At 67.5% G+C, this 26,440-nt stretch carries 24 protein-coding genes; 3 read left to right on the top strand and 21 right to left on the bottom strand.

From position 1 onward, the window contains the following. Positions 1–19: 19 nt before the first annotated feature. From RM25_RS06800 to rimP, 9 genes are all read right to left on the bottom strand, one after another. Positions 20–997: a bifunctional riboflavin kinase/FAD synthetase gene (locus tag RM25_RS06800; RefSeq protein WP_013161326.1), complete on the bottom strand. Its 978-nt coding sequence runs from the start codon at positions 995–997 to the stop codon at positions 20–22. A gap of 325 nt (positions 998–1,322) precedes the next feature. Continuing rightward, positions 1,323–2,849, bottom strand: a complete 1,527-nt coding sequence (gene glpK, locus RM25_RS06805) for a glycerol kinase GlpK (RefSeq protein ID WP_013161327.1) — start codon at positions 2,847–2,849, stop codon at positions 1,323–1,325. Positions 2,850–2,906: 57 nt separating this feature from the next. Then, positions 2,907–3,698: an MIP/aquaporin family protein gene (locus tag RM25_RS06810; protein WP_013161328.1), complete on the bottom strand. Its 792-nt coding sequence runs from the start codon at positions 3,696–3,698 to the stop codon at positions 2,907–2,909. A 244-nt stretch (positions 3,699–3,942) separates the two neighbouring features. Further along, positions 3,943–4,839, bottom strand: a complete 897-nt coding sequence (truB, locus tag RM25_RS06815) for a tRNA pseudouridine(55) synthase TruB (RefSeq protein WP_036942330.1) — start codon at positions 4,837–4,839, stop codon at positions 3,943–3,945. Continuing rightward, a complete protein-coding gene (rbfA, locus tag RM25_RS06820; RefSeq protein WP_013161330.1) occupies positions 4,836–5,276 on the bottom strand; it encodes a 30S ribosome-binding factor RbfA in 441 nt (146 codons plus the stop codon). Before rbfA ends, truB begins: the two co-directional genes overlap by 4 nt. Further along, positions 5,276–8,197: a translation initiation factor IF-2 gene (gene infB, locus RM25_RS06825; RefSeq protein WP_013161331.1), complete on the bottom strand. Its 2,922-nt coding sequence runs from the start codon at positions 8,195–8,197 to the stop codon at positions 5,276–5,278. Before infB ends, rbfA begins: the two co-directional genes overlap by 1 nt. Before the next feature lie 195 nt (positions 8,198–8,392). Continuing rightward, entirely contained in the window at positions 8,393–8,617 is a 225-nt protein-coding gene (locus tag RM25_RS06830; RefSeq protein ID WP_036942333.1) for a YlxR family protein, read from the bottom strand. 119 nt (positions 8,618–8,736) lie between these two features. After that, positions 8,737–9,795 (bottom strand): transcription termination factor NusA, encoded by a 1,059-nt coding sequence (gene nusA, locus RM25_RS06835; RefSeq protein WP_044636221.1) that lies wholly within the window; start codon positions 9,793–9,795, stop codon positions 8,737–8,739. 1 nt (position 9,796) lies between these two features. Next, the gene (gene rimP / locus RM25_RS06840) at positions 9,797–10,270 is read right to left on the bottom strand and encodes a ribosome maturation factor RimP (protein ID WP_013161334.1); all 474 of its coding nucleotides are present in this window, start codon (positions 10,268–10,270) and stop codon (positions 9,797–9,799) included. Between the two features lie 269 nt (positions 10,271–10,539). On the opposite strand from rimP, the gene RM25_RS06845 reads away from it, so the two are divergent. Further along, positions 10,540–11,526: a DUF4439 domain-containing protein gene (locus RM25_RS06845; RefSeq protein WP_044636222.1), complete on the top strand. Its 987-nt coding sequence runs from the start codon at positions 10,540–10,542 to the stop codon at positions 11,524–11,526. A gap of 58 nt (positions 11,527–11,584) precedes the next feature. Here the strand turns inward: RM25_RS06845 and RM25_RS06850 are convergent, their stop codons facing one another. The 10 genes from RM25_RS06850 to rpsB all read right to left on the bottom strand — a co-directional run bounded on the left by RM25_RS06850 (position 11,585) and on the right by rpsB (position 22,306). Then, positions 11,585–13,363: a proline--tRNA ligase gene (locus tag RM25_RS06850; RefSeq protein WP_048734551.1), complete on the bottom strand. Its 1,779-nt coding sequence runs from the start codon at positions 13,361–13,363 to the stop codon at positions 11,585–11,587. A gap of 126 nt (positions 13,364–13,489) precedes the next feature. Further along, positions 13,490–14,332 carry a GNAT family N-acetyltransferase gene (locus RM25_RS06855; protein ID WP_044636223.1) on the bottom strand — a complete coding sequence of 281 codons (843 nt, stop codon included), beginning with the start codon at positions 14,330–14,332 and terminating at the stop codon, positions 13,490–13,492. A gap of 139 nt (positions 14,333–14,471) precedes the next feature. Further along, on the bottom strand, positions 14,472–15,638 hold the full coding sequence (gene ispG, locus RM25_RS06860; protein ID WP_036942346.1) for a flavodoxin-dependent (E)-4-hydroxy-3-methylbut-2-enyl-diphosphate synthase: 1,167 nt from the start codon (positions 15,636–15,638) through the stop codon (positions 14,472–14,474). 72 nt (positions 15,639–15,710) lie between these two features. After that, on the bottom strand, positions 15,711–16,886 hold the full coding sequence (dxr, locus tag RM25_RS06865; RefSeq protein ID WP_013161339.1) for a 1-deoxy-D-xylulose-5-phosphate reductoisomerase: 1,176 nt from the start codon (positions 16,884–16,886) through the stop codon (positions 15,711–15,713). A gap of 88 nt (positions 16,887–16,974) precedes the next feature. Further along, positions 16,975–18,072 carry a dual-specificity RNA methyltransferase RlmN gene (gene rlmN, locus RM25_RS06870; protein WP_218915923.1) on the bottom strand — a complete coding sequence of 366 codons (1,098 nt, stop codon included), beginning with the start codon at positions 18,070–18,072 and terminating at the stop codon, positions 16,975–16,977. A 35-nt stretch (positions 18,073–18,107) separates the two neighbouring features. Further along, entirely contained in the window at positions 18,108–18,953 is an 846-nt protein-coding gene (locus RM25_RS06875; protein WP_013161341.1) for a phosphatidate cytidylyltransferase, read from the bottom strand. An 8-nt stretch (positions 18,954–18,961) separates the two neighbouring features. Further along, complete coding sequence (gene frr, locus RM25_RS06880; protein ID WP_036942494.1) at positions 18,962–19,483, bottom strand: ribosome recycling factor; 522 nt, start codon at positions 19,481–19,483, stop codon at positions 18,962–18,964. A 108-nt stretch (positions 19,484–19,591) separates the two neighbouring features. After that, a complete protein-coding gene (gene pyrH / locus RM25_RS06885; protein WP_044636763.1) occupies positions 19,592–20,305 on the bottom strand; it encodes a UMP kinase in 714 nt (237 codons plus the stop codon). A gap of 172 nt (positions 20,306–20,477) precedes the next feature. Beyond that, a complete protein-coding gene (tsf, locus tag RM25_RS06890) occupies positions 20,478–21,290 on the bottom strand; it encodes a translation elongation factor Ts (RefSeq protein WP_013161344.1) in 813 nt (270 codons plus the stop codon). A gap of 38 nt (positions 21,291–21,328) precedes the next feature. Further along, a complete protein-coding gene (gene rpsB, locus RM25_RS06895) occupies positions 21,329–22,306 on the bottom strand; it encodes a 30S ribosomal protein S2 (RefSeq protein ID WP_013161345.1) in 978 nt (325 codons plus the stop codon). Between the two features lie 293 nt (positions 22,307–22,599). Here rpsB and RM25_RS12755 point away from each other — a divergent pair, with 293 nt between their 5' ends. Next, on the top strand, positions 22,600–23,784 hold the full coding sequence (locus tag RM25_RS12755) for a peptidoglycan DD-metalloendopeptidase family protein (protein WP_081081459.1): 1,185 nt from the start codon (positions 22,600–22,602) through the stop codon (positions 23,782–23,784). A 43-nt stretch (positions 23,785–23,827) separates the two neighbouring features. Here RM25_RS12755 and RM25_RS06910 read toward each other — a convergent pair whose 3' ends face one another. After that, a complete protein-coding gene (locus RM25_RS06910) occupies positions 23,828–24,754 on the bottom strand; it encodes a tyrosine recombinase XerC (protein ID WP_044636226.1) in 927 nt (308 codons plus the stop codon). Between the two features lie 159 nt (positions 24,755–24,913). On the opposite strand from RM25_RS06910, the gene def reads away from it, so the two are divergent. Continuing rightward, positions 24,914–25,534 carry a peptide deformylase gene (gene def, locus RM25_RS06915; RefSeq protein ID WP_013161348.1) on the top strand — a complete coding sequence of 207 codons (621 nt, stop codon included), beginning with the start codon at positions 24,914–24,916 and terminating at the stop codon, positions 25,532–25,534. Between the two features lie 33 nt (positions 25,535–25,567). On the opposite strand, the gene RM25_RS06920 is transcribed toward def, so the two are convergent. After that, on the bottom strand, positions 25,568–26,377 hold the full coding sequence (locus RM25_RS06920) for a TrmH family RNA methyltransferase (protein WP_013161349.1): 810 nt from the start codon (positions 26,375–26,377) through the stop codon (positions 25,568–25,570). Positions 26,378–26,440 lie beyond the last annotated feature (63 nt).

Here is a 26,440-nt window from a genome sequence, read left to right on the forward strand (position 1 = left end):
CGGCAACCCGGCGACTATATCAGTCCCGTTGCGCCGACCAGGAATCAGCCGGGATCCCCGCGCCGGTCACACCTGCCGTGGGACGTGTCGCGTCCAGTACCTCCCGGGTGCGCTTGACGTCGGAATGCATCTGGGTGATGAGCTCGTCGATGTCATGGAAGCGCGCCATCCCGCGCAGGTGTTCGACGAAGTCGACCGCGATGTGGCGCCCGTACAGGTGCAGGTCGGTGCGGTCGACGACATAGCTCTCGACGCGACGCTCCACCCCGTCGAAGGTGGGATTGGTCCCGACGCTGATCGCGGCCTCGAGTGGCTCGGCGTCCGGCTCGTCCAGGGGCGTCAGCCACCCGGCATAGACCCCATCGCCGGGCGTGGCCAGTTCCGCCGAGATGGCCAGGTTCGCCGTGGGGAATCCGAGGGTGTGCCCGCGCTGGTCGCCGACCATCACCACGCCGGTGACGCGGAAGGTGCGTCCCAGGTGATGTGCCGCGGTGGCCACGTCGCCGGCGGCCAGGGTGCGCCGGATGAAGCTGGAGGAGGTCTTGCGTCCCCCCACCGAGACCAGCCCCAGGTTCTGCACCTCGAAATCGCCGCCCGACAATTCCCGCAGCGTCTCACCGGTGCCCCGGGCCCCCTTGCCGAAGGTGAAGTTGGCCCCGACGATCACCACGGCCGGGTTCAGAGGGCGCACCATCGTGTCCACGAAGCGTTCGGGCGACCAACTGGCGACCTCGCGATTGAACTGGATCACCCGCACCTCATCGGCACCGTAGTGCCTCAGGAGCCGAAGGCGATCGTCCAGGGTGGTGAGCAGTCGTGGCGCACGATCAGCGGCGAAGACCGTCATCGGATGTGGCCACAGTGTCACCGCAATCACCTTGAGGTCCCGTCCACCCTCGGCGAGGGTGTGGGCCCGCTCCCGGGCAACCTGCAAGAGCCGCTGATGCCCCTGATGCACCCCGTCGAAGTTGCCGATGACGACGACGCTATGTGGCATCGAGTCCCTTTCCCGTGGGGTGAAGTCCGCGCCGGTCACGACGACCGGCCCCGCAAAGTCTAGACGCTGGTCCCGGCAACCTGCTGTGCGCGTTTCACGCTCCGCGGACCCCCGGCGGGCGGGGTGCATGCCCCGCACCGATCAATCGGGATACCGTCCATCCGTGAACGTGGACCCCATGGACATGCTGCGGGGCGGGAGGGTTCGAACCCTCCCGCCCCGCAGCGGATCCATGCCGTATCAGGCCACTTCGGCGCCGGACCACCACCGTGTTAGGAAAGTACGGCGTCAGGTAAGTACGGCGTCAGGCCACGATGGCCTCAGCTCATTCGACAACGTCGTCGTCGACCCAGTCGAAGGTCTTGGTGACGGCCTTCTTCCAGTTGCGGAACAGGCGATCGCGCTCCTCGGCGTCCATCGTCGGCTCCCAGCGCTTCTCCTCCGCCCAGTTGTCGATGACGTCCTGCTCGCCTTCCCAGAAGCCCACGGCGATGCCGGCTGCGTAGGCGGCACCCAGGGCCGTGGTCTCGGCGACCACGGGACGCACCACCGGCACGCCCACCTGGTCGGCCTGGAACTCCATGAGCAGCTCGTTGGCGGTCATGCCGCCGTCGACCTTGAGCTCCTGCAGCGGAACACCGGAGTCGGCGTTCATGGCCTCAAGCACCTCGCGGGTCTGGTAGGCCGTGGCCTCCAGGACCGCACGGGCGATGTGTCCACGATTGACATAGCGGGTGAGGCCCACCAGCGCACCACGGGCATCGGAGCGCCAGTAGGGAGCGAACAGACCGGAGAAGGCGGGCACGAAGTAGGCGCCACCGTTCGTCTTGACGCTGCGCGCCAGCGGCTCGATCTCCGGGGCGGTCTCGATCATCTTCAGGTTGTCACGCAGCCACTGCACCAGCGACCCCGCCACGGCGATGGAACCCTCCAGGGCGTAGACCTGCGGCTGGTCACCGATCTTGTAGGCCACGGTGGTCAGCAGGCCGTTCTCGGAGAAGACCGGCTCATTGCCGGTGTTCATCAGCATGAAGCAACCGGTGCCGTAGGTGTTCTTGGCCATGCCCTTCTCGAAGCAGGCCTGGCCGAAGGTGGCCGCCTGCTGGTCGCCGAGGATGCCGGCGACGGGGGTGTCGATGAGCAGGCCGTTCTTGCGGCCGTAGCCGTAGATCTCACTGGAGGACTTGATCTCGGGCAGCATCGACATGGGAATCCCCATGGCCTCGCACATGCCCTCGTCCCACTGCAGCGTGCGCACGTTCATGAGCATGGTGCGCGAGGCATTCGTGACGTCGGTGACGTGGACGCCGCCGCCGAGCAGGCCGCCGGTCAGGTTCCACAGCACCCAGCTGTCCATGTTGCCGAAGGCCAGCTTGCCGGCCTCCGCCTTCTCGCGGGCCTCGGGCACATTGTCGAGGATCCACTTGATCTTCGGACCGGAGAAATAGGTGGCCAGGGGCAGTCCGACGATGTCCTTGTAACGGTCGGCGCCCTGGTCGCCGGCCAGTTCGTCACAGATCTCCTGGGTGCGGGTGTCCTGCCACACGATCGCGTTGTAGATCGGCTCACCGGTCTCGCGGTCCCACACCACTGTGGTCTCGCGCTGGTTTGTTATGCCGACCGCGGCGATCTGGTGACGGTTCATCTCGCCGGCGGACAGCGCCTGCCCGACGACCGCGCGCACGGCATCCCAGATCTCGATGGGATTGTGCTCGACCCACCCGGCTTTGGGGAGGATCTGCGAGAACTCCTGCTGACCCACCGACACGATGTGGCCGGAATGGTCGAAGATGATCGCCCTGGCGGACGTGGTTCCCTCATCGATGGCGAGAATGTACTTCTCTTGACTCATGGTTAAACCTCAATTGGCTAGCTGGAACACACAGTTGGAATGAGCATACGGAAGGTCTCACCAGAACAGCTGGTAGGTGAGGCCGGCGGCGATGCCACCCGCCAGGGGTGCGATGACCGGGACCCACGAGTAGGACCAGTCGGAGCCGCCCTTGCCCTTGATGGGCAGGATGGCGTGGGCGATACGCGGCGACAGGTCTCGTGCCGGGTTGATGGCGTATCCGGTGGGTCCGCCCAGTGAGTTACCGATGCCGACGATGACCAACATGACGCCGAGGGGGCCGATCAGGGTACCGGTGACATTGCTGATGCCGGTCGAATCGATGGTGATGCTTGCGATGTTGGTGTAGCCCGACAGGATGACCCAGATGACCAGCACCCACGTGCCGATGAACTCGACCAGGAAGTTCCAGCCGTAGGCACGGATCGCAGGTGCGGTGCAGAAGGTACCCAGCTTGTCGCCGGGCTCCCCGGGCTCGTCGTAGTGGCGCTTGTAGACCAACCAGGCCAGGACGGCACCGCAGAAGCCGCCCAACATCTGGGCGACGATATACAACATGATGTTGGTGCCGGTGGCGGGGATGCCGGCTGCCAGTGGCTTACCGCCGGCCCACAGGCCGAGCGTGACGGCAGGGTTCAGGTGGCCGCCGGTGCGGTAGGCGCCGTAGACGCCGATCATGACCGCAATACCCCAGCCCCAGTTGATGAACTGTGGTCCTCCGGCATGTCCCTTCGTCTTGGCGAGTAACGCGTTGGCAACCACACCAACACCGAGCATCGTAAGAAGCATCGTGCCCAAGAACTCCGAACCGAAGATCTGGGCCGATGTCACAGTTTGTAACAGAAGCATGAGAGCTCCCTCCACACATCGTCGTGAATGCCAATCCCGGACGTGGGATTGGTGAGGGTGAGCCGGATTCCAGCGACACTGATCGGAAACCGACAGCTATCAGCTTCCCGCACCCGATTGCGATGCACGACCGATATGCACATGCGTCCATCGCCGATTCACGTGTTTGGGAGTGATTGCGTTGACATCGGCGTGTCGAACCGTCAGGGGCCGCGGGGCGGCGCGGATCGCGGTGCGGGCTGCCTCAGATGAGGACGGCCGCCGGGCGTGCCCGGCCGACCCGCTCATCGGGCCGGTAGAGGGCGACCAACTCCCCCTGCTCGTCGACCAGGCCCGCGAGCGGACCGGGCAGCACCAGGTCGAGGGGCTTGCCGTAGCCCACGGCCTGTCGTTGCGCGGCGTCGATGTGGACCACCGGGAAGCTCAGCTCGGCGGCGCGCGCCATGGGCATCAGGGGCGGCGCGGGCTGGTCGGAATCCCGGTCGGGAAGCTGGACCGCGTCGTCGATCAGGTAGCGACCGATCCGCGTGCGGCGCAGCGCGGTCAGGTGTCCACCGACCCCCAGGCCCGCCCCGAGGTCACGCGCCAGCGCACGGACATAGGTGCCCGAGGTGCACTCGACGGTGACGTCCAGGTCGATGAAGGGTCCCTCGCGCCGGGTGGCCAGCACCGTGAAATCACTCACTGTCACCCGTCGGGCGGCCAGTGTCACGTCCTGTCCCTTGCGCACCAGCGCATAGGCCCGCTGGCCATTCACCTTGATGGCGGACACCGAGCTCGGGACCTGGTCGATCTGTCCGGTCAGCCCGGCGATGCCGGCATTGACCTGCTCGTCCTCCACCCCGGAGGCATCGGTCTGCGCGACGACCTCGCCCTCGGCGTCGTCGGTGGTGGTGGACGCGCCAAGCCGGATGGTGGCCAGATAGCGCTTGTCGTGCATGGCGAGGTGTCCCAGCAGCCTCGTGGCACGGTTCACCCCGACGATGAGCACGCCGGTGGCCATGGGGTCGAGCGTGCCGGCATGGCCCACCTTGCGGGTGCCCAGGAGATGCCGACACCGGCCGACCACCTGCTGAGAGGTGAGGCCGGCCGGCTTGTCGACGATCAACAGCCCGGAGGCCGTGTTGTCAGGGCGATTCACTCCTGCTCGTCGTCCTGTGGTGCTTCATCATCCTGACGGTAGGGATCCGGCTCGGAGGCATAGTCATGCCCCTTGCGCGAGGCCAGCTCCTCGTCGGACTTGCGGGCCCGGGCGATCAGTTCCTCCATGTCCTGCGCGGTCTGGGAGGTGGCGTCCGGCACGAAGTCAAGCGTCGGTGCGTAGCGCAGTCCGAGTCGCTTGCCCACTGTCGAGCGGAGCAGGCCCTTGGCCGACTCCAGCGCCGCAGCGGTGGCGACCAGGTCGTCCTCCTTGCCCATCACCGTGTAGAAGACGGTGGCCTCCCGCGCATCACCGGTCAGGCGCACATCGGTAATCGTGACGAACCCGAGCCTGGGATCCTTGATGCGCGATTGGAGCATCTGGGCAACAATGACGCGAATCTGATCCTGCAGCCGGGCAATACGCGGGTTGGCCATTACTTGTCCCTCGCCTTCTCAACCATTTCGTAGGTCTCGATCTGGTCGCCGACATGGATATCGGAGTAGCGCTCCAGCGTGAGGCCGCACTCAAAGCCCTCGCGGACCTCGGTGACGTCATCCTTCTCGCGTCGCAGTGAGGAGATCGAGGTCTCCGTGACGACGACGCCATTGCGGATGAGGCGTGCCTTGGCATGACGGCGGATGAGGCCATCGAGCACCATGCAACCGGCGATGTTGCCGATCTTGGAACTGCGGAAGATCTCGCGGATCTCTGCGGTTCCGAGGGTCTTCTCCTCGTAGATCGGCTTGAGCATGCCCTTCAGGGCCGACTCGATCTCGTCGATCGCGTCGTAGATCACCGTGTAGTAGCGAACGTCGACGTTGTCCTGATCGGCCATGCGCGCGGCCTGGACGGTCGGGCGGACGTTGAAGCCGATGATGACGGCGTGCGGCTCACTGGCGGCTGCCAACGAGACATTCGTCTCGGTGATGGCACCCACGCCACGGTCGATGACACGCAGGTCGACCTCGTCGCCCACGTCGATCTTCGACAGCGCATCTTCCAGGGCCTCGACCGAACCGGCCGAATCGCCCTTGAGGATGAGCAGCAGCTCGTTGGTCTCGCCCTTCTCCATCTGCTCGAAGAGCTCGTCGAGCGTGCGACGCTTGCTGGAGGCCGCCTGCTGGGCAGCCCTCATGCGCGCTTCGCGCTTCTCGGCGATCTGGCGGGCCATGCGATCGTCCTCGACAACCAGGAAGTTGTCGCCGGCGCCGGGCACGCTGGTCAGGCCGAGCACCTGAACCGGCATCGAGGGCGGGGCCTCATCGACGGCCTGTCCACGGTCGTTGATCAACGCACGCACGCGGCCATAGGCCGAACCTGCCACCAGCGAGTCACCCTTGCGCAGGGTGCCGCGCTGGACCAGGGCCGTTGCCACCGGACCACGGCCCTTGTCGAGGTGGGCCTCGATGGCCACACCCTGGGCCGGCATGTCGGGATTGGCACGCAGGTCGAGCGACGCATCCGCGGTGAGGATGACGGCCTCGAGCAGCTGGTCAAGGCCCTGACCGGTTACCGACGAGACGTCGACGAACATGGTGTCGCCGCCGTACTCCTCGGGCACCAGGTCGAACTCGGTGAGCTGGCCACGCACCTTCGTGGGATCAGCGCCCTCCTTGTCGATCTTGGTGACGGCCACCACGATCGGCACATCAGCCGCCTTCGCGTGGTTCATGGCCTCGATCGTCTGGGGCATCACACCGTCATCGGCGGCCACCACGAGCACCGCGATATCGGTGGACTTGGCGCCACGGGCACGCATGGCCGTGAAGGCCTCGTGTCCGGGGGTGTCAATGAGGGTGATGGCCCGTTCCTCGCCATCAACGTTTGCCTCAACCTGATAGGCACCGATCGACTGGGTGATGCCGCCGGCCTCGCCCTCCACCACATGGGTGTGGCGCAGCGCATCCAGCAGGCGGGTCTTGCCATGGTCGACGTGGCCCATCACGGTGACGACCGGCGGACGCGCGGCGAGGTCATCCTCGTCGCCCTCGTTCTCGCCGAAGTCAAGGTCGAAGCTCTCAAGCAGCTCACGGTCCTCGTCCTCGGGCGAGACGACGTCGATCTTGTAGTTCAGTTCATCGCCGAGGACCTGCAGGGTCTCGTCGGGCACCGACTGCGTGGCCGTGATCATCTCACCGAGATTGAACAAGACCTGCACCAGCTGCGCCGGATCGACGCCGATCTTCTCGGCCAGGTCGGTCAGCGACGAGCCACGACGAAGCCGAACGGCCTCGCCACTGCCCTTGCGGATGCGCACGCCGCCAATGCTCGGCGCCTGCATCTCGTCGAACTCTTGCCTGCGCTGCTTCTTCGACTTGCGACCACGGCGGCCACCGCCACCGCGACCGAAGGCACCCTGGGTGCCTGAGCCGCCACGACCACCACGACCGCCACGACCGCCACCCATGGGGGGACGGCTGAAGCCACCGAAGCCACCGGAACGACCCGGACCGCCCTGGCCACGTCCGCCACGACCACGGCCGCCACCAGCGGCACGTTGTCCGGCAGGGGCCAGCGCGTTGTTGTGGCGCTTGGGCATCATGGCCGGGTTCGGACGCGGCATCCCTGCGGCGCCACCAGTGCCACGGGCACTGCTGGGACGGGGCATGCCAGCGGCACCGCCGGCTGAACGCTCGGAGGATCCCCGACGCTGCTGACCCATTCCCTGGGCGGAGCTGAAGGGGTTGTTACCGGGGCGCGGGGCACCCGAACGGCGATTGTTGCCACCCGGCAGCCCGCCGGTGGCACCCGGACGGGGTGCGGGACGCGGACCCGGACGGGCCGCGCGCGGAGCCGGCTTGGCGCCGCTGTGTCCCTGACCGGTGCCGTGGCCCTGTGTCGGAGTGCTCGACGCGGAACCCGGACGGCGCGGCGGATGGGGGGTATGTGCCGGCGAACCCGGACGCGCTGAAGCACCCGGCCTGGGGGTCGGGCTCGACACCGGGCCGCTGTGCGGGACCGGTGCCTTCGGGGTGGCATGCACCTGTGGGCCGGGGGTCGGCTTGACCTTGGCCGCAGGACGCGGGGCCGGCTTGACCGATGAGGCCTTCGCCGCCTTCGGGGCCTGCGGGGTCACGGGAGTCGTCCCGGCACCGGGCTTGGCCGCCGGACGGGCGGACTTGGGTGCGCCGCTCGTCTTCGGCGTGGCGCCCTTGGCGCCTGCCTTCGGGGCGGATGAAGTGTCTGCCCCGCCACGCTCTGAGGTGATCTTCTCAGTCACCCTGCGTACGACGGGGGCTTCGATGGTTGACGATGCTGAGCGGACGAATTCGCCCATATCATTCAGCTTCGCCAGAAGTTGTTTGCTTTCGAGTCCGAGCTCCTTGGCGAGCTCGTAGACGCGGACCTTGGCCACTACTCTCCTCCAGGTCCAGGCGTCTTGGGCCAGGACCAGTTATTGGTTGGTTGTGCTCATTGCTGTGTACTCATCGAGTGGTCATGAGCGTTAGCCCACTTTCTGAAAATGACTGGCATGAGCCGCGAAAAGCGGCACACCTGACTACGCACCAAGATGGCGCGCGCATTCAAGGATACGCGCGCACCCCAACAATCACCAACCGGGCGGCGGGGCCTGGGGCGGATGCACCCGCTGCCGGAAGCTTCTGGCGAATCCACCACGGGTGGCCCCGACCCAGCACTGCTCGTTGCGGTGCAACCAGGCACCGCGGCCGGGCAGCACCGCCCGGGGGTCTGCGACCACCTGCTGGTCACGCACCACGAATCGGGTCAGTTCGGGGGCAGGCACCACGCGTCGGCACCCTGCACAGGTGCGCATGCACCGGTCGGATCTCACAACGCAAGGCTAGTCATGCACTCGGGGCCCGTCATGCGGTCATGGGCCAACGTGCAGTCGTGGGCCAATATGGGGTCGTCCGGGGGCGCCACCCGCAGGGCTCAGGACTGTGCGGGGCCCTCGGCCCCGGTCTCGGCCTGCTGCGCACCGTCGGGAACCTCCAGTGGACGCCCCGGATTGGCGGGCGGCACATCAGGGGCGGTATCGGGACGGATGTCGATGCGCCAGCCCGTGAGCCGGGCCGCCAGCCGTGCATTCTGTCCCTCACGTCCGATCGCCAGGCTGAGCTGGTAGTCCGGCACGATGACCCGGGCAGCCCGCGCACCGGCGTCGACCACCGTCACCTTGAGCGCCTTGGCAGGGCTCAGGGCATTGGCCACGAATTCGGCGGGATCGGCCGACCAATCGATGATGTCGATCTTCTCGTCGTTCAGCTCGCGCATCACCGCACCGACCCGCTGGCCCATCGGGCCGATGCAGGCGCCCTTGGCCGAGACATCCGGATTGTGTGACACGACCGCGATCTTGGTGCGGTGGCCCGATTCGCGGGCGATCGCCTTGACCTCGACGACGCCCTGCTCGATCTCGGGAACCTCGAGCTCGAAGAGCTTCTTCACCAGGTTCGGGTGCGTCCGACTCACGACCACCTGGGGACCGCGGGCCTCCTTGCGCACCGTCACCACGTAGACGCGCAGTCGCGTGCCGTGCTTGTAGTCCTCACCGGGCACCTGCTCGGCCAGCGGCATGATGGCCTCGATGTCGCCCAGGTCGACCCGGATCGTCTTCGAACCCCGGTCCTGCTGCACGACGCCCATCACCACGTCGCCCTCGACGGCGCTGAACTTGCCGTACTTCTGCTCGTCCTCGGCCTCACGCAGGCGCTGGAAGATCACCTGGCGGGCAGTGGAGGCGGCGACGCGTCCGAAGTCAGTGGGCGTGTCGTCGTACTCGCCGACGGACTCGCCCTCGTCGTTCACCTCGGGGACCATCACCGACACCTCGCCGGTGCGACGATTCAGCACGACATGGGCACCGGGCTTGGGATGTTCGGTCTTCTCATAGGCGTTGAGGAGGGCATCCTCCAGCGTCCCCACGAGGTAATCCAGCGGGATTTCCTTCTCATGTTCCAGCGCTCGCAGCGCGGTCATGTCGATATCCATGTCAGTCCTCCCGACTCTTGCGGTTCATCTCGATCTGCACCACTGCCCTGCGCACCTGCCCGAAGTCGACGTGACGGGGCTGCCCGTCGATCTCCAGTTCAGCGCCGTCTTCGTCGGCGCTGGTGATGCGCCCGGTGTACTTCTCCCCCTCCAGCGGCGTGACCTCCACCAGCCGAGTGGCATTGCGCCGCCAATGGGCCGGGCGCGTCAGGGGTGCCGAGACGCCACGCGAGCTCACTTCCAGGGTGTAGGGCGAGTTGCTGGGGGCCTCGGCCTCATCGAGGGCGTGTGAGATGGCGCGCGTGGCATCCGCGATCTGGTCGAGGTCGGGGCCGTGCCCCTCGCTGCCGTCGCCATCGAGGCTGATGCGCAACACCGAGTGCTTCCCGGCCCGCACGATCTTCAGCTCATCGATCTCCAGGCCGTGCTCTGCGACGATGGGATCCAGTAGGTCGATCAGCGTCGATTCGGTCATGACCGGCTCCTCATACGTTTGTCGCTTCTGTTGTGCAGCAACCAGCATAGACGCCCGCCGGCGTCGCGTCGCGGCCGAAGGACCGGCCCGGGGCCCACCGGCCACATCCCCGCGCAGGCCATCGGGAGGCGCTCCCGCGCACGTCACCACAACGCGCTCCCGCGCACGTCACCACAACGCGCTCCCGCGCACGTCACCACAACGCGCTCCCGCGCAGGTCATCAGAAGGCGCTCCCGCGCAGGGGCCGCCCAGCCGCTAGTGTCGACGGGTGCCGACTCGTCGTTCCTTCCTGTTCGCGGCCCTGACCGTCGCATTGGTCGGTTGTGCTCCCTCGCCCGTCGTCAACGCGCCCCGGGCCCGGGGCTCCCTGAAACCGGCGACCGACGCCCTGCGCACTGCCGCCCTGGACGAGCAGGCCCTGGCAACGCTCACCGGGACCATCGCCCAGCAGGGGGAATCCTGGCGGCTCAGCACCGCCACGACTGCCTGGTGTTCCGGGGCAACGACTGCCCACCGGGAGCACCTGACCGCCCTGGTGCGGGCTGATCCCCTGGGCGGGGTGAACGCCGACGACTCCCCCGTCATCGACCTGCCCGCCACCACGGCCGTCCCCCCGCAGGATGCGGCCGGGGCGCTGGCCCAACTCGCGGCCGGCTATGCCACCGCGGCCGACCACTGCCGCTCGACCCTCATGGCTGCACCCACGGGCCCCGGTTCCCTGCTGTGGGCGTCGCTGTACTGCTTCTCCACGGCGGGGGCGGCAACCCTGGCCGCCCATCCGGACGGCACCTCCCCGGGTACGCCGCCCGTCGCCGGTCAGGCCGTGCCCACCGGGATCTCCGTGGGCAGCCGCGACGACCGGCTGGCCGCACTGTTGAGCCGCATCGATGCGCTCCGCTACGGCCTGGAAACCATGATCGGACGCTCGGGTGGGGCGCGCACCGACATGAAGCAACGACGCACGGCGGTCGACAATGTGCGCAATCAGGTGGCCGCGCAGATCACCGCGGGATCCGCAACGCCAGCGGGCCCGGCGATCGACTACGAGCTTCCCGGTGATGTCACCAATCCCACGAGCTGGGACGCCATCTGGGGCGAGCTGGAGGCCGCCGTGCTGTCAGCATGGGTCAGCCTGGCCGCAGCCAGCGACGCGGACAGCGATGGGCGCCGCTCCGCGATGGCCGGAATCGATGCCCAGTGCTTGGTGCCGGGGCAGCACGGCGTGGGCCTGGCCTGGTGGCCGGGTTGGGTCTGAGGCCGCCACCATCACCCGGCCCCCGGGACCCGGGTGCGATGCGGCACCCGGGGGACGCTCAGTTCAGCTGGTCCAGCACGGTCAGCACCTCGTCGACGGCCTCTTCCACGCTGACCTCGCGCTTTGAACCGGTCTTGCGGTCACGCAATTCCACCACCCCGTCGGCAAGCCCACGGCCCACGACCAACGAGGTCGGCATGCCGAGCAGCTCGGCGTCGGTGAACTTCACGCCGGGACTGGCCTTGCGGTCGTCCAGCAGCACCCGCACGCCGGCGGCATCGAGCTGCTCGGCGATCCGGGTGGCTGCCTCGAGGATCTCGCCGCCCTTGCCGGTGGCCACGATCTGCACCTGGAAGGGTGCCACCTCGGCGGGCCAGCACAGGCCCTTGTCATCGCAGGTGGATTCGGCGATCATGCCGACCGCGCGTGACACGCCGATGCCGTAGCTCCCCATGGTGACGGTGACGAGCTTGCCGTTCTTGTCCAGCACCTTGAGGTCGAGGGACTCGGCGTACTTGCGGCCGAGCTGGAAGATGTGGCCCATCTCGACGCCACGGGCCAGGGTCAGCGGTCCGGAGTTGTCGGGGGCCGGGTCGCCCTCGCGCACGTCGGCCACATCGGCAACGCCGTCGGAGGTGAAGTCGCGTCCGGCGACCAGGCCGATCACGTGCTTGCGATCCACGTTCGCGCCGGTGGCCCAGGTGGTGCCGGCGACGACGCGGGGATCGAGCAGATAGCGCACGCCGGAGCTCGCCTTCTCGCCCAGCAGCGCCGCTCCGTCCAGCACGGGCCCGATGTAGCCCTTGACAAGGCCGGGATAGCGCTTGAAGTCCTCGTCCTCGAAGGGCTCGATCACCGAGGGCTCCACGGCCACCGCGAGTCGATCGGGGTCAACGTCGCGGTCGCCGGGCAACCCGATCACCAGCGGGGCGCGGGTGCCGTCAGGGGCCACGGTCATGAAGACGACGTTCTTCAGGGTGTCGCCGGCCTGCCAGGCGCGGTCCTCGCGTGGATAGCGCTCGTTGAGCAGGGCGACGAGGGTGTCGATGGTCGGCACATCGGGGGTGTCGACGACCCGCGCCGGCGGCGCATCGGTGAAGTCGATCGGATCGGGGACCGGGACGGTGACAGCCTCGACGTTGGCCGCGTAGCCGCCGGCGGACCGCACGAAGGTGTCCTCGCCGTTCTCGGACAGCGCCAGGAACTCCTCGGAGGCCGAGCCGCCCATGGCGCCGGCATTGGCCTTGACGATGACGTACTCGAAGCCGAGCCGGTCGAAGATGCGGATATAGGCGTCGCGATGCTTCAGGTAGCTGGCGTCCAGGCCCTCATCGTCGACGTCGAAGGAATAGGAGTCCTTCATGACGAACTCGCGGCCACGCAGGATGCCGGCGCGCGGACGCGCCTCATCGCGGTACTTGGTCTGGATCTGGTACAGGATCACCGGCAGGTCCTTGTACGACGAGTACAGGTCCTTCACCAGCAGGGTGAACATCTCTTCATGGGTGGGTCCGAGCAACATGTCGGCACCCTTGCGATCAACCAGGCGGAACAGGTTGGGGCCATACTCCGCCCACCGATTCGAGATCTCATAGGGCTCACGGGGAAGCAGCGCCGGAAGGAGCACTTCCTGGCCGCCCATGGCGTCCATCTCCTCACGCACGATGTTCTCCACGCGTTGCAGCACCTTCAGGCCCAGCGGCAGCCAGGAATAGATGCCCGGCGCGACACGGCGGATGTAGCCGGCACGCACCAGGAAGCGGTGGCTGGGGATCTCCGCCGCCGCGGGGTCGTCACGAAGCGTGCGGACGAAGAGCTTGCTCATGCGGGTAATCACGAAGGAGATGCCTTTCCGAAAGCTGCTGGCGCGCCCAATCATGGTGCGTGCCCGCACAATCCTAGTGTGAGCGGCGCGGGGCAGTTGCCGACGCCCGACCCGGCCGGACACCGCGGACGACCCGGGTCAGTACAGGACGGTGGCCAGTTCCGAGACGGTGCGGAAGCCGACCCGCTCGTAGAGGCGACGGGCCCTGGTGTTGAAGTCGTTGACGTACAGCGACACGACGGGATAGGCGCGCAGGCACAGGCGCACGACCTGCGCCATGGCGGGTTTGGCCAGGCCACGTCCGCGGAGCAGGGGGTCGAGCCACACGCCCTGGATCTGGCAGGCCCATTCGTGGGCACACCCGATGTCGGCCTTGAACCAGACCTTGCGCTGGGCCTCGTCATAGGCACCGAAGGCGCGTCCCATCATGATGAGGCTGTGCACATAGTTCTCGTAGCCGCGGGTGCCGTCCAGGGGCGACACCCCGACCTCCTCGGTGTACATCGACACGGCGGCGCTCAGATAGGGCTGCAGCAGGCTCGGCGCGATCGGGTGGACGCGTTCGTCGGGAACGATCAGGGACATGCCGTCGACCGACATCAGGGGCTGGTGGGCCCGGATCTCGCGGGGATGGGCCCAGGCATCACCCCATCGCTGCGCAAGCCGTTCATACAGGCCCCGGGTCTGGTCAGCGGCCCCCATGATGGACGCCGAGATGCGCCGTGGCCCGAGCTGCTCGGCGAAGGCGTCCAATGCCTCGGCGTCGGCCCCCACGGACACCAGGTTCGCGCCGGCATGGCACAGTGCGGTGAGTTCGCCATCGCTCTCCCATCCCCACACGCGGGTCCCGGGGCGATTGCGCTCCAGCCCACCCATGTCGAGGCGGGCATTGACGAACAGGTTCTCCAGCGGGTTGCGGTCCAGCAGCGCACGGGCGCGGGGAAGGTCCTGGGGTCCCAGGACGCGCACGACACCACTCATCAGCTCGCTACCTCCGCCGTCCCTGCGTCGTCACTGATCTCACCATTACCATGTGGGGCACATTGCTGCCTTGTGGGGAACATTGCTGCCTTGTGGGGAGCACTGCCAGGGGCCCATCGGACCGGAGGGGACGTGCCCCTCAGACGAGCACCTGGGGTGTGCCCTGCTCGGGGAAGTCCGCAGCGATCTTGTTCGCTTCCTCGATGAGCGTTTCGACGATGGCGTCCTCCGGCACCGTCTTGATCACCTTGCCCTTGACGATGATCTGTCCCTTGCCATTGCCCGAGGCAACCCCCAGGTCGGCCTCGCGGGCCTCCCCGGGTCCGTTGACCACGCAGCCCATGACGGCAACCCGAATCGGGATGGTCATGTCCTTCATGGCCTCGGTGACCTGCTCGGCCAGCGTGTAGACGTCCACCTGGGCGCGTCCGCAACTGGGACAGCTGACGATCTCGAACTGGCGGGGACGAAGGTTCAGGGCCTCCAGGATCTTGACCCCCACCTTCACCTCCTGCACCGGATCAGCCGACAGCGACACGCGAATCGTGTCCCCGATGCCCTCGGCGAGCAGCGCCCCGAAGGCCACCGACGACTTGATGGTGCCCTGGAACGCCGGCCCGGCCTCGGTGACACCCAGGTGCAGGGGGTAATCGCAGGCCTGGGACAGGCGACGGTATGCCTCCACCATGATGACGGGATCATGGTGCTTCACGGAGATGGCAAAGTCGCGGAAGCCGACATCCTCGAAGAGCCGGGCCTCGTTGAGGGCCGACTGCACGAGTGCGCCGGCCGGGTCGGTTTCGTACAGCCGGTGCAACCGCTTGTCCAGCGAACCGGCATTGATGCCGATGCGCAGGCCGGTGCCGTGTTCGGTGGCCGACCTGGCGATCTCGGCGATCTTGTTGTCGAAGGCCTTGATATTGCCCGGATTGACGCGCACGGCCGCACAGCCGGCCTCGATGGCCGCGATCACGTACTTCGGGTTGAAGTGGATGTCGGCCACCACCGGGATCTGCGAGCGGCTGGCGATGGCGGGGAGCGCATCCACGTCATCCTGGCTGGGCACGGCCACGCGCACGATGTCGCATCCCGCCGCGGTGAGCTTGGCGATCTGCTGCAGCGTGGCATTGACATCGGCGGTGAGCGTATTGGTCATGGACTGCACCGAGATCGGGGCGTCGCCACCGATGAAGACCTTGCCAACGCGAATCTTGCGGGTCCTGCGTCGGGGAGCGAGCACCCCGGTGGGGGGACGCGTGAACTCCCCGGAGTCCGTCGCCTGGTTGGTCATGCCGCTGTCAGCCATGGATTCAAGAATAGTCGTCCCCCGGCTGCGGACCGGGGTCGGCGCCCGGGCCGGTACCGGCGGGCCGGGTGATCAGGCGTCGTTGACGCCGCAGTAGGCACGTGCCCTGTCGCGCGCCCAGGCGTCGGCAGCCAGGACGTCCTGCACGCTCAATTCCCCGATGCGAGGTTTCGCATGGTGCTCGTGGAGCACCTTGGCGATGTTGTCGGTGATGTCCAGGAAGCCGATGAGCCCGCTGAGGAAGGCCTCGACGCACACCTCGTTGGCGCCATTGAACACTGCCGGGGCCGTGCCGCCGGCCTTGCCTGCGCGCCGTGCCATCTCAGGGGCCGGGAAGGTGTCGGTGTCCAATGGCTCGAAGCTCCACTGGGCAGCCCTGGTCCAGTCGCAACCCAGGGCAGCATCCTTCATGCGGGCCGGCCAGGTGAGCGCAAGCCCGATGGGCAGGCGCATATCGGGGGGCGAGGCCTGCATGATGGTGGCGCCGTCGAAGAACTCCACACCGGAGTGCACCATCGACTGGGGATGGACCACCACGTTGATCGCGTCATAGTCGACGTCGTACAGCAGCGCCGCCTCGATGAGCTCGAGGCCCTTGTTGACCAGCGTGGCCGAGTTGATGGTGATCACCCTGCCCATGTGCCAGGTGGGATGGGCCAGGGCCTGCTCGGGGGTCACGCTGCGCAGCTCGTCGCGGGTGCGTCCACGGAAGGGCCCGCCGGACGCGGTGAGCATCAGGCTACGGACCTCCCGGGAACCTCCCCCACGCAGGCATTGCGCAAAGGCGGAATGCTCGGAGTCGACGGCGACGAGCTGGCCGGGCCGGGCCGCCTGCGTGACGAGCGTCCCGCCGATCACCAACGATTCCTTGTTGGCCAGGGCCAGGGTCGTGCCGGCTTCCAGCGTGGTGAGCGTGGCATGCAGTCCGGCCGCCCCCGTGATCGCATTGAGCACCACGTCGGTCTTCATCGCCGCGAGTTCCTGGTTGGCCGATTCGCCGGAGATCAACTTCGGGCGACGCGTTCCCCCGGCTGCCTCGAAGGCATGCCAGAACTCCTCCTCGTGGCCCGCCTCGGCGATTCCCACGACCGGCACCTCGAACTGGACGGCCTGCTGGGCCAACAGCGCCACGTGGGCACCACCCGCCGACAATCCGGTGATCCGGAAACTGTCGCGGCGGGGGTCGATCACCTCACAGGTCTGCGTTCCGATCGATCCGGTACTGCCAAGAAGCACAACATCACGCACACGCCGATTATGGCCCATCGCCCATCGGGCGGTGCCCAAACGCGGTGCGGCCGGTGTGGCGGGCCTGCCGCCACGGCTCCCCGGATGCTCAGCGCGCCTTGACGGCGGCGGCCAACTGACCACAGGCCCCGTCGATCTCGCGGCCGCGGGTGTCGCGGACCGTCACGGGCACGTGATGGTTCTCCAGGTGCCTGACGAAGGCCTCCTCGTCCTCACGCCGGGAGGCCGTCCACTTCGATCCCGGGGTGGGATTCAGCGGAATGAGGTTGACATGGCACCAGCCCCAGTCGCCGCGTTCCTTGAGGCGGCGCGCCAGCAGGTCGGCACGCCAGGACTGGTCGTTGATGTCCTTGATGAGGGCATATTCGATGGACACGCGCCGCTTGGTGTTCTCGGCATAGGCCCAGGCCGCGTCCAGCACGGCATCGATGTTGAAGTGCTTGTTGAGCGGCACGAGCTCGTCGCGCAGCTCATCGTCGGGGGCGTGCAGGGAAATGGCCAGGGTCGCCGGGATCCCGGTGTCGGACAGCTCATTGATGCGCGGAACCATCCCAATGGTGGACACGGTGACCCCGCGCGCCGAGATGCCCAGCCCATCGGGCTCGGGGCGCGTGATCTCGCGGACTGCGCCCAGCACGGCCTTGAAGTTCGCCATGGGCTCCCCCATCCCCATGAACACGACATTGTTGATGCGTCCGGGGCCCCCGGGAATCTCCCCGTTCGCGAGGCGACGGGCGCCATCCAGTACCTGCCCGACGATCTCGGCGGCGGACAGGTTGCGCTGCAGGCCGCCCTGGCCGGTGGCACAGAAGGGGCAATTCATCGCGCAGCCCGCCTCCGAACTGATGCAGATCGTGGTGCGGTGCGGATAGCGCATCAGCACCGATTCGACCAACGAACCATCGTGCAGCTGCCAGGCGACCTTGACGGTGCGCCCGTGGTCGGCGCTCAATGCCTGCACCGGGGTGAGGAGCTGGGGGAACAATTTGTCGGCGACCTCGTCGCGGACGGCAGCCGGCAGGTCAGTCCACTGGCGCGGGTCGTGCTCGCACCTGCTGAACCAATGCGTGGAAATCTGCTTGGCGCGGAAGGCCGGCAGTCCGAGTGCCCTGACCGCCTCGATGCGCTCATCGACGCCCAGGTCCATCCAGTGCTTGGGGGGACGTCGCCCCGGACCGGTCGACATGATCTCGTCAATGGTTCGGGCGCTCTGCACAGTACTCACACGATCAAAACGTACATCACGAGCCAAGCGGCGGGCGCGGCAGCGAGCAGGGAGTCGAGCCGATCCATGACGCCACCGTGGCCGGGCAGCACATGACTCATGTCCTTGATGCCGGCATCGCGCTTGATCGCCGATTCGACCAGATCGCCCACGACGCCGCAGCAGCCCGCGACCAGGCCCAGCAGCAGGCCCACCCAGGCCGGGGCGTGCAGCAATCCGTGCACGGCCAGCGCGCACAGCACCATGGCTGTCACGATGCCTCCGGCGAAGCCCTCCCAGCTCTTGGCCGGGGAGATCCTGGGCGCCATCTTGTGCTTGCCGAACAACACCCCGACCACATAGGCACCGGTGTCGGACGCGATGGGTGCCAACAGGAAGCAGAAGATGCGTGCCACCCCGCTGCTGCCCGCCAACATGAGGGCCACCGTGGAGCCCAGCAGCGGCAGATAGCCGATGACGAACAGGCTTGCCGCTGCGTCGCGCACGAAGTCCTGCGTGCCGCGGGGAATGCGCCAGAACAGGGCGACGATGACCATGAGCGCAAGCCCGCCCACGATGAATCCCAGGGCGCTCTCCGGTTCGCCGGACCCCTGACCCACGGCATAGGAGCCAATCATCACGATGGGCGTGCCCACCAGAATGGGCCAGCGCGCCGGGTGCATGTCCAGCTTCTCGAGGGCGTTGCAGACCTCCCAGACGCCCAGGGCCAGCGCGAGCGCCACGAACAGGGCGAAGCCCCAGTTCCACCACAGCAGGGTGGCGACGACCACCGCACCGAGGATCACCCCGGTGGTGATGGCCGCCGGCAGATTGCGCCCGGGGCTGCGCTTGGCCGCCGACACCGTCTACCTCAGACAGCCAGCAATTCGGCCTCTTTGGCCTTGAGCAGCTCGTCGACCAACTCGGTGTACTTCTTGGTCACCGCGTCCAGCTGCTTCTCGGAGACGCGCGCGTCGTCCTCGCCGATCTCCTTGTCCTTCTCCTGGGCCTTGATGGCGTCCATCCCGCGGCGACGGTGCCCGCGAATGGCGATCTTGGCGTCCTCGGCCTTGGTGCGCACGATCTTGATGTATTCCTTGCGGCGCTCCTCGGTGAGCTCGGGCAGCACGGCGCGGATGGCATTGCCGTCACTGGCCGGATTGACGCCCAGATCGGAGTCGCGCACCGCCTTCTCGATGGCTCCCAGTGCCCCCTTGTCGTAGGGGGTGATGAGCATGGTGCGCGGGTCGGGCGAGCTGAAACTGGCCAGCTGCTGGATCGGGGTGGGGACGCCGTAGTACTCGGCCTCGAGCTTTTCGAACATCGCCGGGTTCGCCCGGCCGGTGCGCACGCCGGAGAAGTCCTCCTTGGCGAAGTCGATGGCCCCCTGCATCTTCTTCTCGGCGCTCTTGATGATGTCGCTTGTCACTTCTACTCCCTTGAGAACAACGAATATGGCTGATGGCCGCACTCCATGGGACACAGGGCCCATGGTGGCGTGTCAGTAATGCACGAGCGTGCCGATCTTCTCCCCCCGCACGGCCCTCATGATGTTGTCGGGGTCGTCCATGTTGAAGAAGATCATGTTCAGCTGGTTGTCGCGGGCCAGGCTGACCGCAGTGGCGTCGGCCACCTTGAGGTCCTTGGCCAGGAACTCGTCGTAGGACAAGTCGTCGTAGAGGTGCGCATCGGCGTTCGTGCGGGGATCTGAGTCGTACACCCCTTCGACACCGTTCTTGGCCATCAGCAGGACCTCGGCGCCGATCTCCAGCGCGCGCTGGGCGGCGACGGTGTCGGTGGAGAAATAGGGCATTCCGGATCCGGCCCCGAAGATGACGACCCGTCCCTTTTCGAGGTGGCGCTCGGCGCGGCGCGGAATATAGGGCTCGGCGACCTGCCCCATCGTGATGGCGGTCTGCACCCGTGTGGCCACTCCCTCCTTCTCGCAGAAGTCCTGGAGGGCCAGCGAATTCATCACGGTGCCGAGCATGCCCATGTAGTCGGCGCGATCGCGGTCCATGCCGCCCTTCTGCAGCTCAACACCGCGGAAGTAGTTCCCACCGCCGACCACGATGGCCACCTGGGTGCCGGCTTCGGTGACCTTGACGATCTGCTTGGCAATCGCATTGACGGTCACGGGGTCGACGCCCAGACCTCCATTGCCGAATGCCTCGCCCGAGAGCTTGAGCAATACGCGATGGAATGGTTCGGCCACGTCGTCCTCCTGGTTGGGCACCGCACAGTCGTGCACACGACACTCTACCGGCAGCGGGCCCGGGCGCGCCTGCCGGACGGGCCCACTGACAAGACCCCTCCCGGTTTTCCGGAAGGGGTCTTGTCAGTGATTAAAGCCGGGCGATCGGGCGGGCCCGATCGATCAGGCCTGCTCAGGCGCCGGTGGCGAACCGCTCGAACGCCAGGATCTTCACGCCGTGCTCCTTGGCCAGCTGACCAACGGTCTTCTTCTCATCGTTGATTTCGGGCTGCTCGAGCAGGCACTCCTCCTTGTAGAAGGACTTCAGGCGCCCTTCGACGATACGGGGAATGATCTTCTCGGGCTTGCCCTCTTCCTGGGCCGTCTCCTCGGCAATGCGACGCTCGCGCTCGACGATGTCGGCGGGGACGTCCTCGGGGGAAAGGTAGCTCGGGTTCATCGAGGCGATCTGGAGCGCGACCGAGTGCACGAAGTCCTCGTCGTCACCCTCCACCGCGACAATGACGCCAACCTGCGGGGGCAGGTCGGGATCGCGGCGGTGCAGGTAGACGTCGATCGTGCCGGGCACGTACGCCGCGTGGGCGAGTTCGATCTTCTCGCCGATCTTGGCGGCCATGTCGGCCACGGCCTGCTGGATCGTGCGGCCATCGGGCAGCGTGATGGCCAGGGCCTCATCGAGGCTGGCGGCGGCGGCCTCGTCAACGGCCTTGGCGATCTGGTCGCCCAGCGCGATGAACTCGGCGTTCTTCGCCACGAAGTCGGTCTCGGAGGCGAGCTGGATCAGCGCGTTGCCGGCGGCAGCGACCAGGCCGTTGGCGGCCTCACGATCGGAGCGCTTCGCGGCCTTGGCCGCACCGCTCACGCGGAGCAGCTCGGTGGCCTTCTCGAAGTCGCCCTCGGCCTCGGTGAGCGCCTTCTTGGCGTCCATCATGCCGGCGCCGGTGGCGTCGCGCAGCTTCTTCACATCAGTGGCTTTGATTGCCATATGTACATCCGTTCCTGGTGATGTCGATGACTGGTTGCTCAGTTGGCCTGGGCGGGCTTTTCCTCGGTGGCGGGGGCTGCCTCGGCAGGCTTGGGGGCCTCAGGGGCGGGCGTCGCCGCGGCGGGCTTGGGGGCCTCGGCGGCCTTCTCGGCCTCCTTGGCGTCCTCGGCCTGCACCGCATCGGTCACCTCGGCGTTGAGCTCGCCGGCCTGCTCGTCGGTCTGCTCGGTCTTCTCGGCCTTTTCGCCCGACTCCAGCAGTTCCTTCTCCCACTCGGCCATCGGCTCGGCGGCGGCACCCTCGGTGCCGTCGGCCTGGTTCTTGGCCTGGCGGGCCACGAGTCCCTCGGCGCAGGCGTCGGCGATGATGCGGGTGAGCAGCGCAACCGAGCGAATGGCGTCGTCATTGCCCGGAATCGGGTAGTCGACCTCATCGGGGTCACAGTTGGTGTCCAGGATGGCGACCACCGGGATGTGCAGCTTGCGCGCCTCGTCGACGGCCAGGTGCTCCTTGTTGGTGTCAATGATCCAGACGGCCTGCGGGACCTTGGCCATGTCGCGGATACCACCCAGCGACTTCTCCAGCTTGGTCTTCTCGCGCGAGAAGCCGAGGAGTTCCTTCTTGGTGAATCCACCGGGCTGGACGGTCTCGAGGTCCATGGCCTCAAGTTCCTTCAGCCGCGCGATGCGCTTGCTGATGGTCTGGAAGTTGGTGAGCATTCCGCCCAGCCAACGCTGATCGACGTAGGGCATGCCGACACGGCTGGCCTGCTCGACGACGGCCTCCTGGGCCTGCTTCTTCGTGCCCACGAACAGCACCTGGCCGCCCTTGGCGACGGTGTCCTTGACGAAGGCGTAGGCCTTGTCGATGTAGGTGAGCGACTGACGAAGGTCAATGATGTAGATGCCATTGCGCTCGTTGAAGATGAAGCGCTTCATCTTCGGATTCCAACGGCGGGTCTGGTGTCCGAAGTGGACACCGCTCTCGAGCAGCTGACGCGTAGTAACGACGGCCATGGTCGTTCCTTTCATGGTTACCGGCATCGGCGAACCGATGCCCCTGATGCGCGCGCCCCGTGGCACCCCGACGGATCGGGGACCGCGCCACGACGCACGACCCCTGCGATGAGGGACCGCCTGCGCGCATGCGAAGTCAGCCCGCGGACGCGGACTGCTCCCACCAGTTTATGGGTGCGTCGACAAAGTCACCAAACTGCCACCCGGATGCACACGGTGGCGCCACCCGCAGGCAGTTATCCACAATTCCCCCGGCACCGGTATTTCCACGGCGCGGCAACCACGGTGCAGGCATGGACCACTCATCTGCCGACCGCCGCTCAGCCGATTACCGCTCCCTCGACGAGCTCTCTACCGAGCACCATGAGGGACGGCACCGTCCGGGGCGGCATCGTGACCCCGCTGGCCGCGGCGGCCCCTCCACCCGCACCGTGGAGCAGGCCCGGGCCCTACGGATCACCGGGATGCGACGCCGTGCCTGCGCGGGCCACCCGCTCGGGCCCCCCCGGGCTGCGGTGCGCACCCTGCTCGTCTGCCTGCTGACATGCCTGGCGCTGATGTGCCCGGTGGGGGCCTGGGCCCAACAGGTCGATGGCGAACTGCGTCAGCTGCTACCGCTCGATGGTCCCGTGAGCCGCGATTTCCGGGCGCCGGACAAGGCCTGGTCAGCGGGCCATCGAGGAGTTGACCTGTCAGCCAGCGAGGGAACCCCGGTGCGTGCGGCCGCCGCGGGCACGATCAGTCATGTCGGCACGATCGCCGGCGTGCGGACCGTGTCGGTGACCCATGCGGATGGCCTGCGCACCACCTACCAGCCCGTGGATCCGCAGGTGCGCAAGGGTGAGCGCGTGGCGGTGGGACAGGTGATCGGCACGCTGCTGTCGGGCCATGGCCCCACCACGAGCCTGCATTGGGGGCTGTTGCGCGGCAAGGAATACCTGGACCCGATGGAATGGCTGTCGGGGCGTGCGGAGGGCCGGGTGAGGCTGCTGGCCGGCGGCACGACGGTGAAGCGCCCGGTTCCTGAAGGCTGGTCCGGGCTGATGGAGGCGGGGGTCCAGATCCTGAGTCCCTCCGGAACCGCGGTGATGCCGGCCGATGGCCCACTCACCTCGCCGTTCGGGTCACGGACCAATCCGGTGCTCGGCACCACCGAGGTGCACGATGGGCTCGATATCGGTGCCCCCTGTGGCGCACCGGTGAGGGCCGCCTGGGCGGGCACGGTGCGCTATTCCTCGGTGATGAGCGGGTTCGGGAACCGGGTTGAGATCGACCACGGCGGGCAACCCCACGTGGCGGCGGCCAGCTCCTACAACCACATGGCCGATGCGGGTGTGGGCCTGGTGCGGGTCGGGGACCGGGTGCAGGCGGGCCAGGTGATCGGGCTGGTGGGCACCACCGGACTGTCCACCGGTTGCCACCTGCACTTCTCGACCTATACGGCCGGACGCGCGGTGGATCCGCGTCCATTCCTGTAGGTGGGCCCGACGATGGCTATCGGGCCCCGCGGCCAGCGGGGCATCAGGCCCGGGGAAAGGCCTGCTTGTACGCCGCACGAACTCGTTCGTCGCTCACATGGGTGTAGATCTGCGTGGTGCTCAGCGAGGCATGGCCCAGCATCTCCTGCACGCTGCGCAGGTCGGCTCCCCCCTCGAGCAGGTGGGTGGCCATGGCGTGGCGCAATCCGTGGGGTCCGATATCGGGGGCCTCGGGAACCGCACGCATCGACTCATGCACCACCCGGCGCACGACCCGCTGGTTGATGCGCCCTCCCCGCGTGCCCAGGAACAGCGCATTGGCCGATGCGGGTGCGACCCACTGGTCGCGTACCGCGCGCCAGGCTTCGATGGCCCTGAGTCCGGGCAGCCCCAGCGGCACGATCCGCTCCTTGTCCCCCTTTCCGATCACCCGCACCAGGCCCCGGGCCTCGTCGAGGTCGCCCACATCGAGGCCACACAGCTCGCTGACCCGCAGGCCCGAGCCGTACAGCGTCTCGAGGATGGCGACATCGCGCAGGCCACGGACCCCACCGGCCTCGGCAGCGGCGGCAGCCGCCGCGTCCATCAGCTCACGCACCTCGGTCTGGGTGAGGGTCTGGGGCAGGCGACGTCCCAGCTTGGGGGAACGCAGTCCGGCGGCGGGGTCGGTGCCGAGGCGGCCGGTCTCGCGGGCCCAGCCGAAGAAGACCCGGGCGGTGCCGGCGCGGCGCGCCACCGTGGCAGGGGCCTCGCTCGCCTGCTGGGAGGCCAACCAGCGGCGCAGGTCCGTGAGTCGCACGTGATCCGGATCGTGGACTCCCCTGCCCTGCAGGAACAGCGCCAGCTCCCTGAGGTCGGTGAGATAGGCCCGTTCGGTGTTGGCCGAGCGACGACGTTGGAGGCGCAGGTAGTCGGCGAACAGGCCGGCGTCCCGGACCCATCCGGTCGGCATCCTTCCCGCGTCATCCATCTGGTTGAGTATAAATTGTTGCTGGTGCGCCGGGAGTGTCCCGCGCCGGCCGATCGGATCGATCCGCGGTGGTCCACAGGATCCCGTGGACGATCCGGGGACGGCGGTCGCGATCAGCGGCGATGAGCAGGCGATGAGCAAGAGCTACGAGGAGAGACTATGAAGAGCCCGGCCGAGTGGGCAGTCAATGGCAAGGTGCTGCGAATCACCCGCTGGGATGAGTCGATCATGCGGAGCCAGACGCGTCCGGTGACCACTTTCGACGACACCTTGGCGCAGCTGATCGCGGACATGTTCAAGACGATGGCCGCTGCCGATGGCGTGGGCCTGGCCGCCCCGCAGGTGGACAGCGACCTGGCCCTGTTCGTCTTCAACTGCCCCGATATCCACGACAAGCTCGTCTACGGCGTGATGTGCAATCCCGTCGTCACCCTGCCGGAGGGCAAGGACCGCCACCTGGTGTCGGCGCAGGAGGGTTGCCTGTCCTGGCCGGGTGCCTACCAGTCGTTGGCACGCCCGGACTTCGCCGTCTGTGAGGGCCAGGACGAGACGGGGGCCCCGGTGCGCGTTGAGGGAACGGGATTGTTGGCACGCTGCCTGCAGCATGAAACCGATCACCTGCACGGCACCGTCTTCGGCGACCGACTCTCGAAGCGGGCGCGACGCCGGCTGGACCAGGAGAAGGAAGAGCTCGCCCCGCTGTATCCCGCCGACTGGCCGGTGCACCCGAAGATCGCTCCCAGTCAGGTGCCGACCGAGCCGGTCACTCCCACTGAATGACCCGATCGCGGCATCGCCCGTGCGCCGCGACGTTCAGGGGCGCAGCGCGTAGCAGGCGACCGCGGCCGCTGCCGCGACATTGAGCGAGTCGATGCCGTGTGCCATGGGGATGCGTACTGCGGCATCGGCCTGGCTGATCCAGTGCCCGGACAGGCCGGCACCCTCAGTACCCATCAGGATCGCCAGCTTCCCGGGCCGGGCGCGCATCCGGGCGGCGAACTCGTCGAGCCCCACGGCGTCGTCACGCAGGGCCAGGGCGGCCACCGTGAAGCCGGCCCGTTGCAGGGTGGCCAGACCGTCCCGCCAGTCGTCCATGCGCGCCCAGGGCATCGAGAACACCGACCCCATGCTGGTCTTGATGGCGCGTCGGTAGAGCGGATCGGCAGCCCTGGGCGCGAGCAGGACCCCGTCCCACCCCAGACCCGCTGCACAGCGGATGATCGCCCCCACGTTGGTGTGGTCCACGATGTCCTCGCACACGACCAGCCGATCCATGGCCAGCAGGTCGTGCATCGACCAGGCGATGATCCGCTTGAACGAGGCCAGCGCGCCGCGATGCACGTGGAAGCCGGTGATCTGTTCGGCCAGGTCCTCACTCACCACGTAGACCGGCGCATCGGTGGCATCCAGCACATCGCGCAGCCCGTCGATCCAGCGCGGCGCCAGGAGGAAGGACCGCGGCTGGTAGCCGGCCTGAGCGGCCCGATGGATGATCTTGTCGCCCTCGGCAATGAACAACCCGTGCTCGGCCTCCAGGGACTTGCGCAGGTTCACGTCCCGCAATCTGACGAAATCACCCAGGCGCTCGTCATGGGCGTCATCGATCTGGATCAGCGTGGCCACCCGGTAAGGCTAGTCGCGCCACACACCGGGCGCCGCGACGCCACGGATGAACGGCCCCCATCG

It is taken from the genome of Propionibacterium freudenreichii subsp. freudenreichii (assembly GCF_000940845.1).
In the GTDB taxonomy this organism is placed as follows: domain Bacteria; phylum Actinomycetota; class Actinomycetes; order Propionibacteriales; family Propionibacteriaceae; genus Propionibacterium; species Propionibacterium freudenreichii.

Bases quoted from the DNA above. Each gene is read 5' to 3' on its own strand.
- def (WP_013161348.1), top strand. From the start codon at position 24,914: ATGAAGAGCCCGGCCGAGTGGGCAGTCAATGGCAAGGTGCTGCGAATC.
- rlmN (WP_218915923.1), bottom strand. From the start codon at position 18,072: ATGTCGACCGGTCCGGGGCGACGTCCCCCCAAGCACTGGATGGACCTG.
- glpK (WP_013161327.1), bottom strand. From the start codon at position 2,849: ATGAGTCAAGAGAAGTACATTCTCGCCATCGATGAGGGAACCACGTCC.
- RM25_RS06830 (WP_036942333.1), bottom strand. From the start codon at position 8,617: ATGCGCACCTGTGCAGGGTGCCGACGCGTGGTGCCTGCCCCCGAACTG.
- rimP (WP_013161334.1), bottom strand. From the start codon at position 10,270: ATGACCGAATCGACGCTGATCGACCTACTGGATCCCATCGTCGCAGAG.
- RM25_RS06910 (WP_044636226.1), bottom strand. From the start codon at position 24,754: ATGGATGACGCGGGAAGGATGCCGACCGGATGGGTCCGGGACGCCGGC.
- tsf (WP_013161344.1), bottom strand. From the start codon at position 21,290: ATGGCAATCAAAGCCACTGATGTGAAGAAGCTGCGCGACGCCACCGGC.
- RM25_RS06810 (WP_013161328.1), bottom strand. From the start codon at position 3,698: ATGCTTCTGTTACAAACTGTGACATCGGCCCAGATCTTCGGTTCGGAG.
- ispG (WP_036942346.1), bottom strand. From the start codon at position 15,638: ATGGCTGACAGCGGCATGACCAACCAGGCGACGGACTCCGGGGAGTTC.
- rpsB (WP_013161345.1), bottom strand. From the start codon at position 22,306: ATGGCCGTCGTTACTACGCGTCAGCTGCTCGAGAGCGGTGTCCACTTC.
- frr (WP_036942494.1), bottom strand. From the start codon at position 19,483: ATGCAGGGGGCCATCGACTTCGCCAAGGAGGACTTCTCCGGCGTGCGC.
- RM25_RS06800 (WP_013161326.1), bottom strand. From the start codon at position 997: ATGCCACATAGCGTCGTCGTCATCGGCAACTTCGACGGGGTGCATCAG.
- nusA (WP_044636221.1), bottom strand. From the start codon at position 9,795: ATGGATATCGACATGACCGCGCTGCGAGCGCTGGAACATGAGAAGGAA.
- rbfA (WP_013161330.1), bottom strand. From the start codon at position 5,276: ATGGCCAACCCGCGTATTGCCCGGCTGCAGGATCAGATTCGCGTCATT.
- RM25_RS06855 (WP_044636223.1), bottom strand. From the start codon at position 14,332: ATGAGTGGTGTCGTGCGCGTCCTGGGACCCCAGGACCTTCCCCGCGCC.
- RM25_RS12755 (WP_081081459.1), top strand. From the start codon at position 22,600: ATGGACCACTCATCTGCCGACCGCCGCTCAGCCGATTACCGCTCCCTC.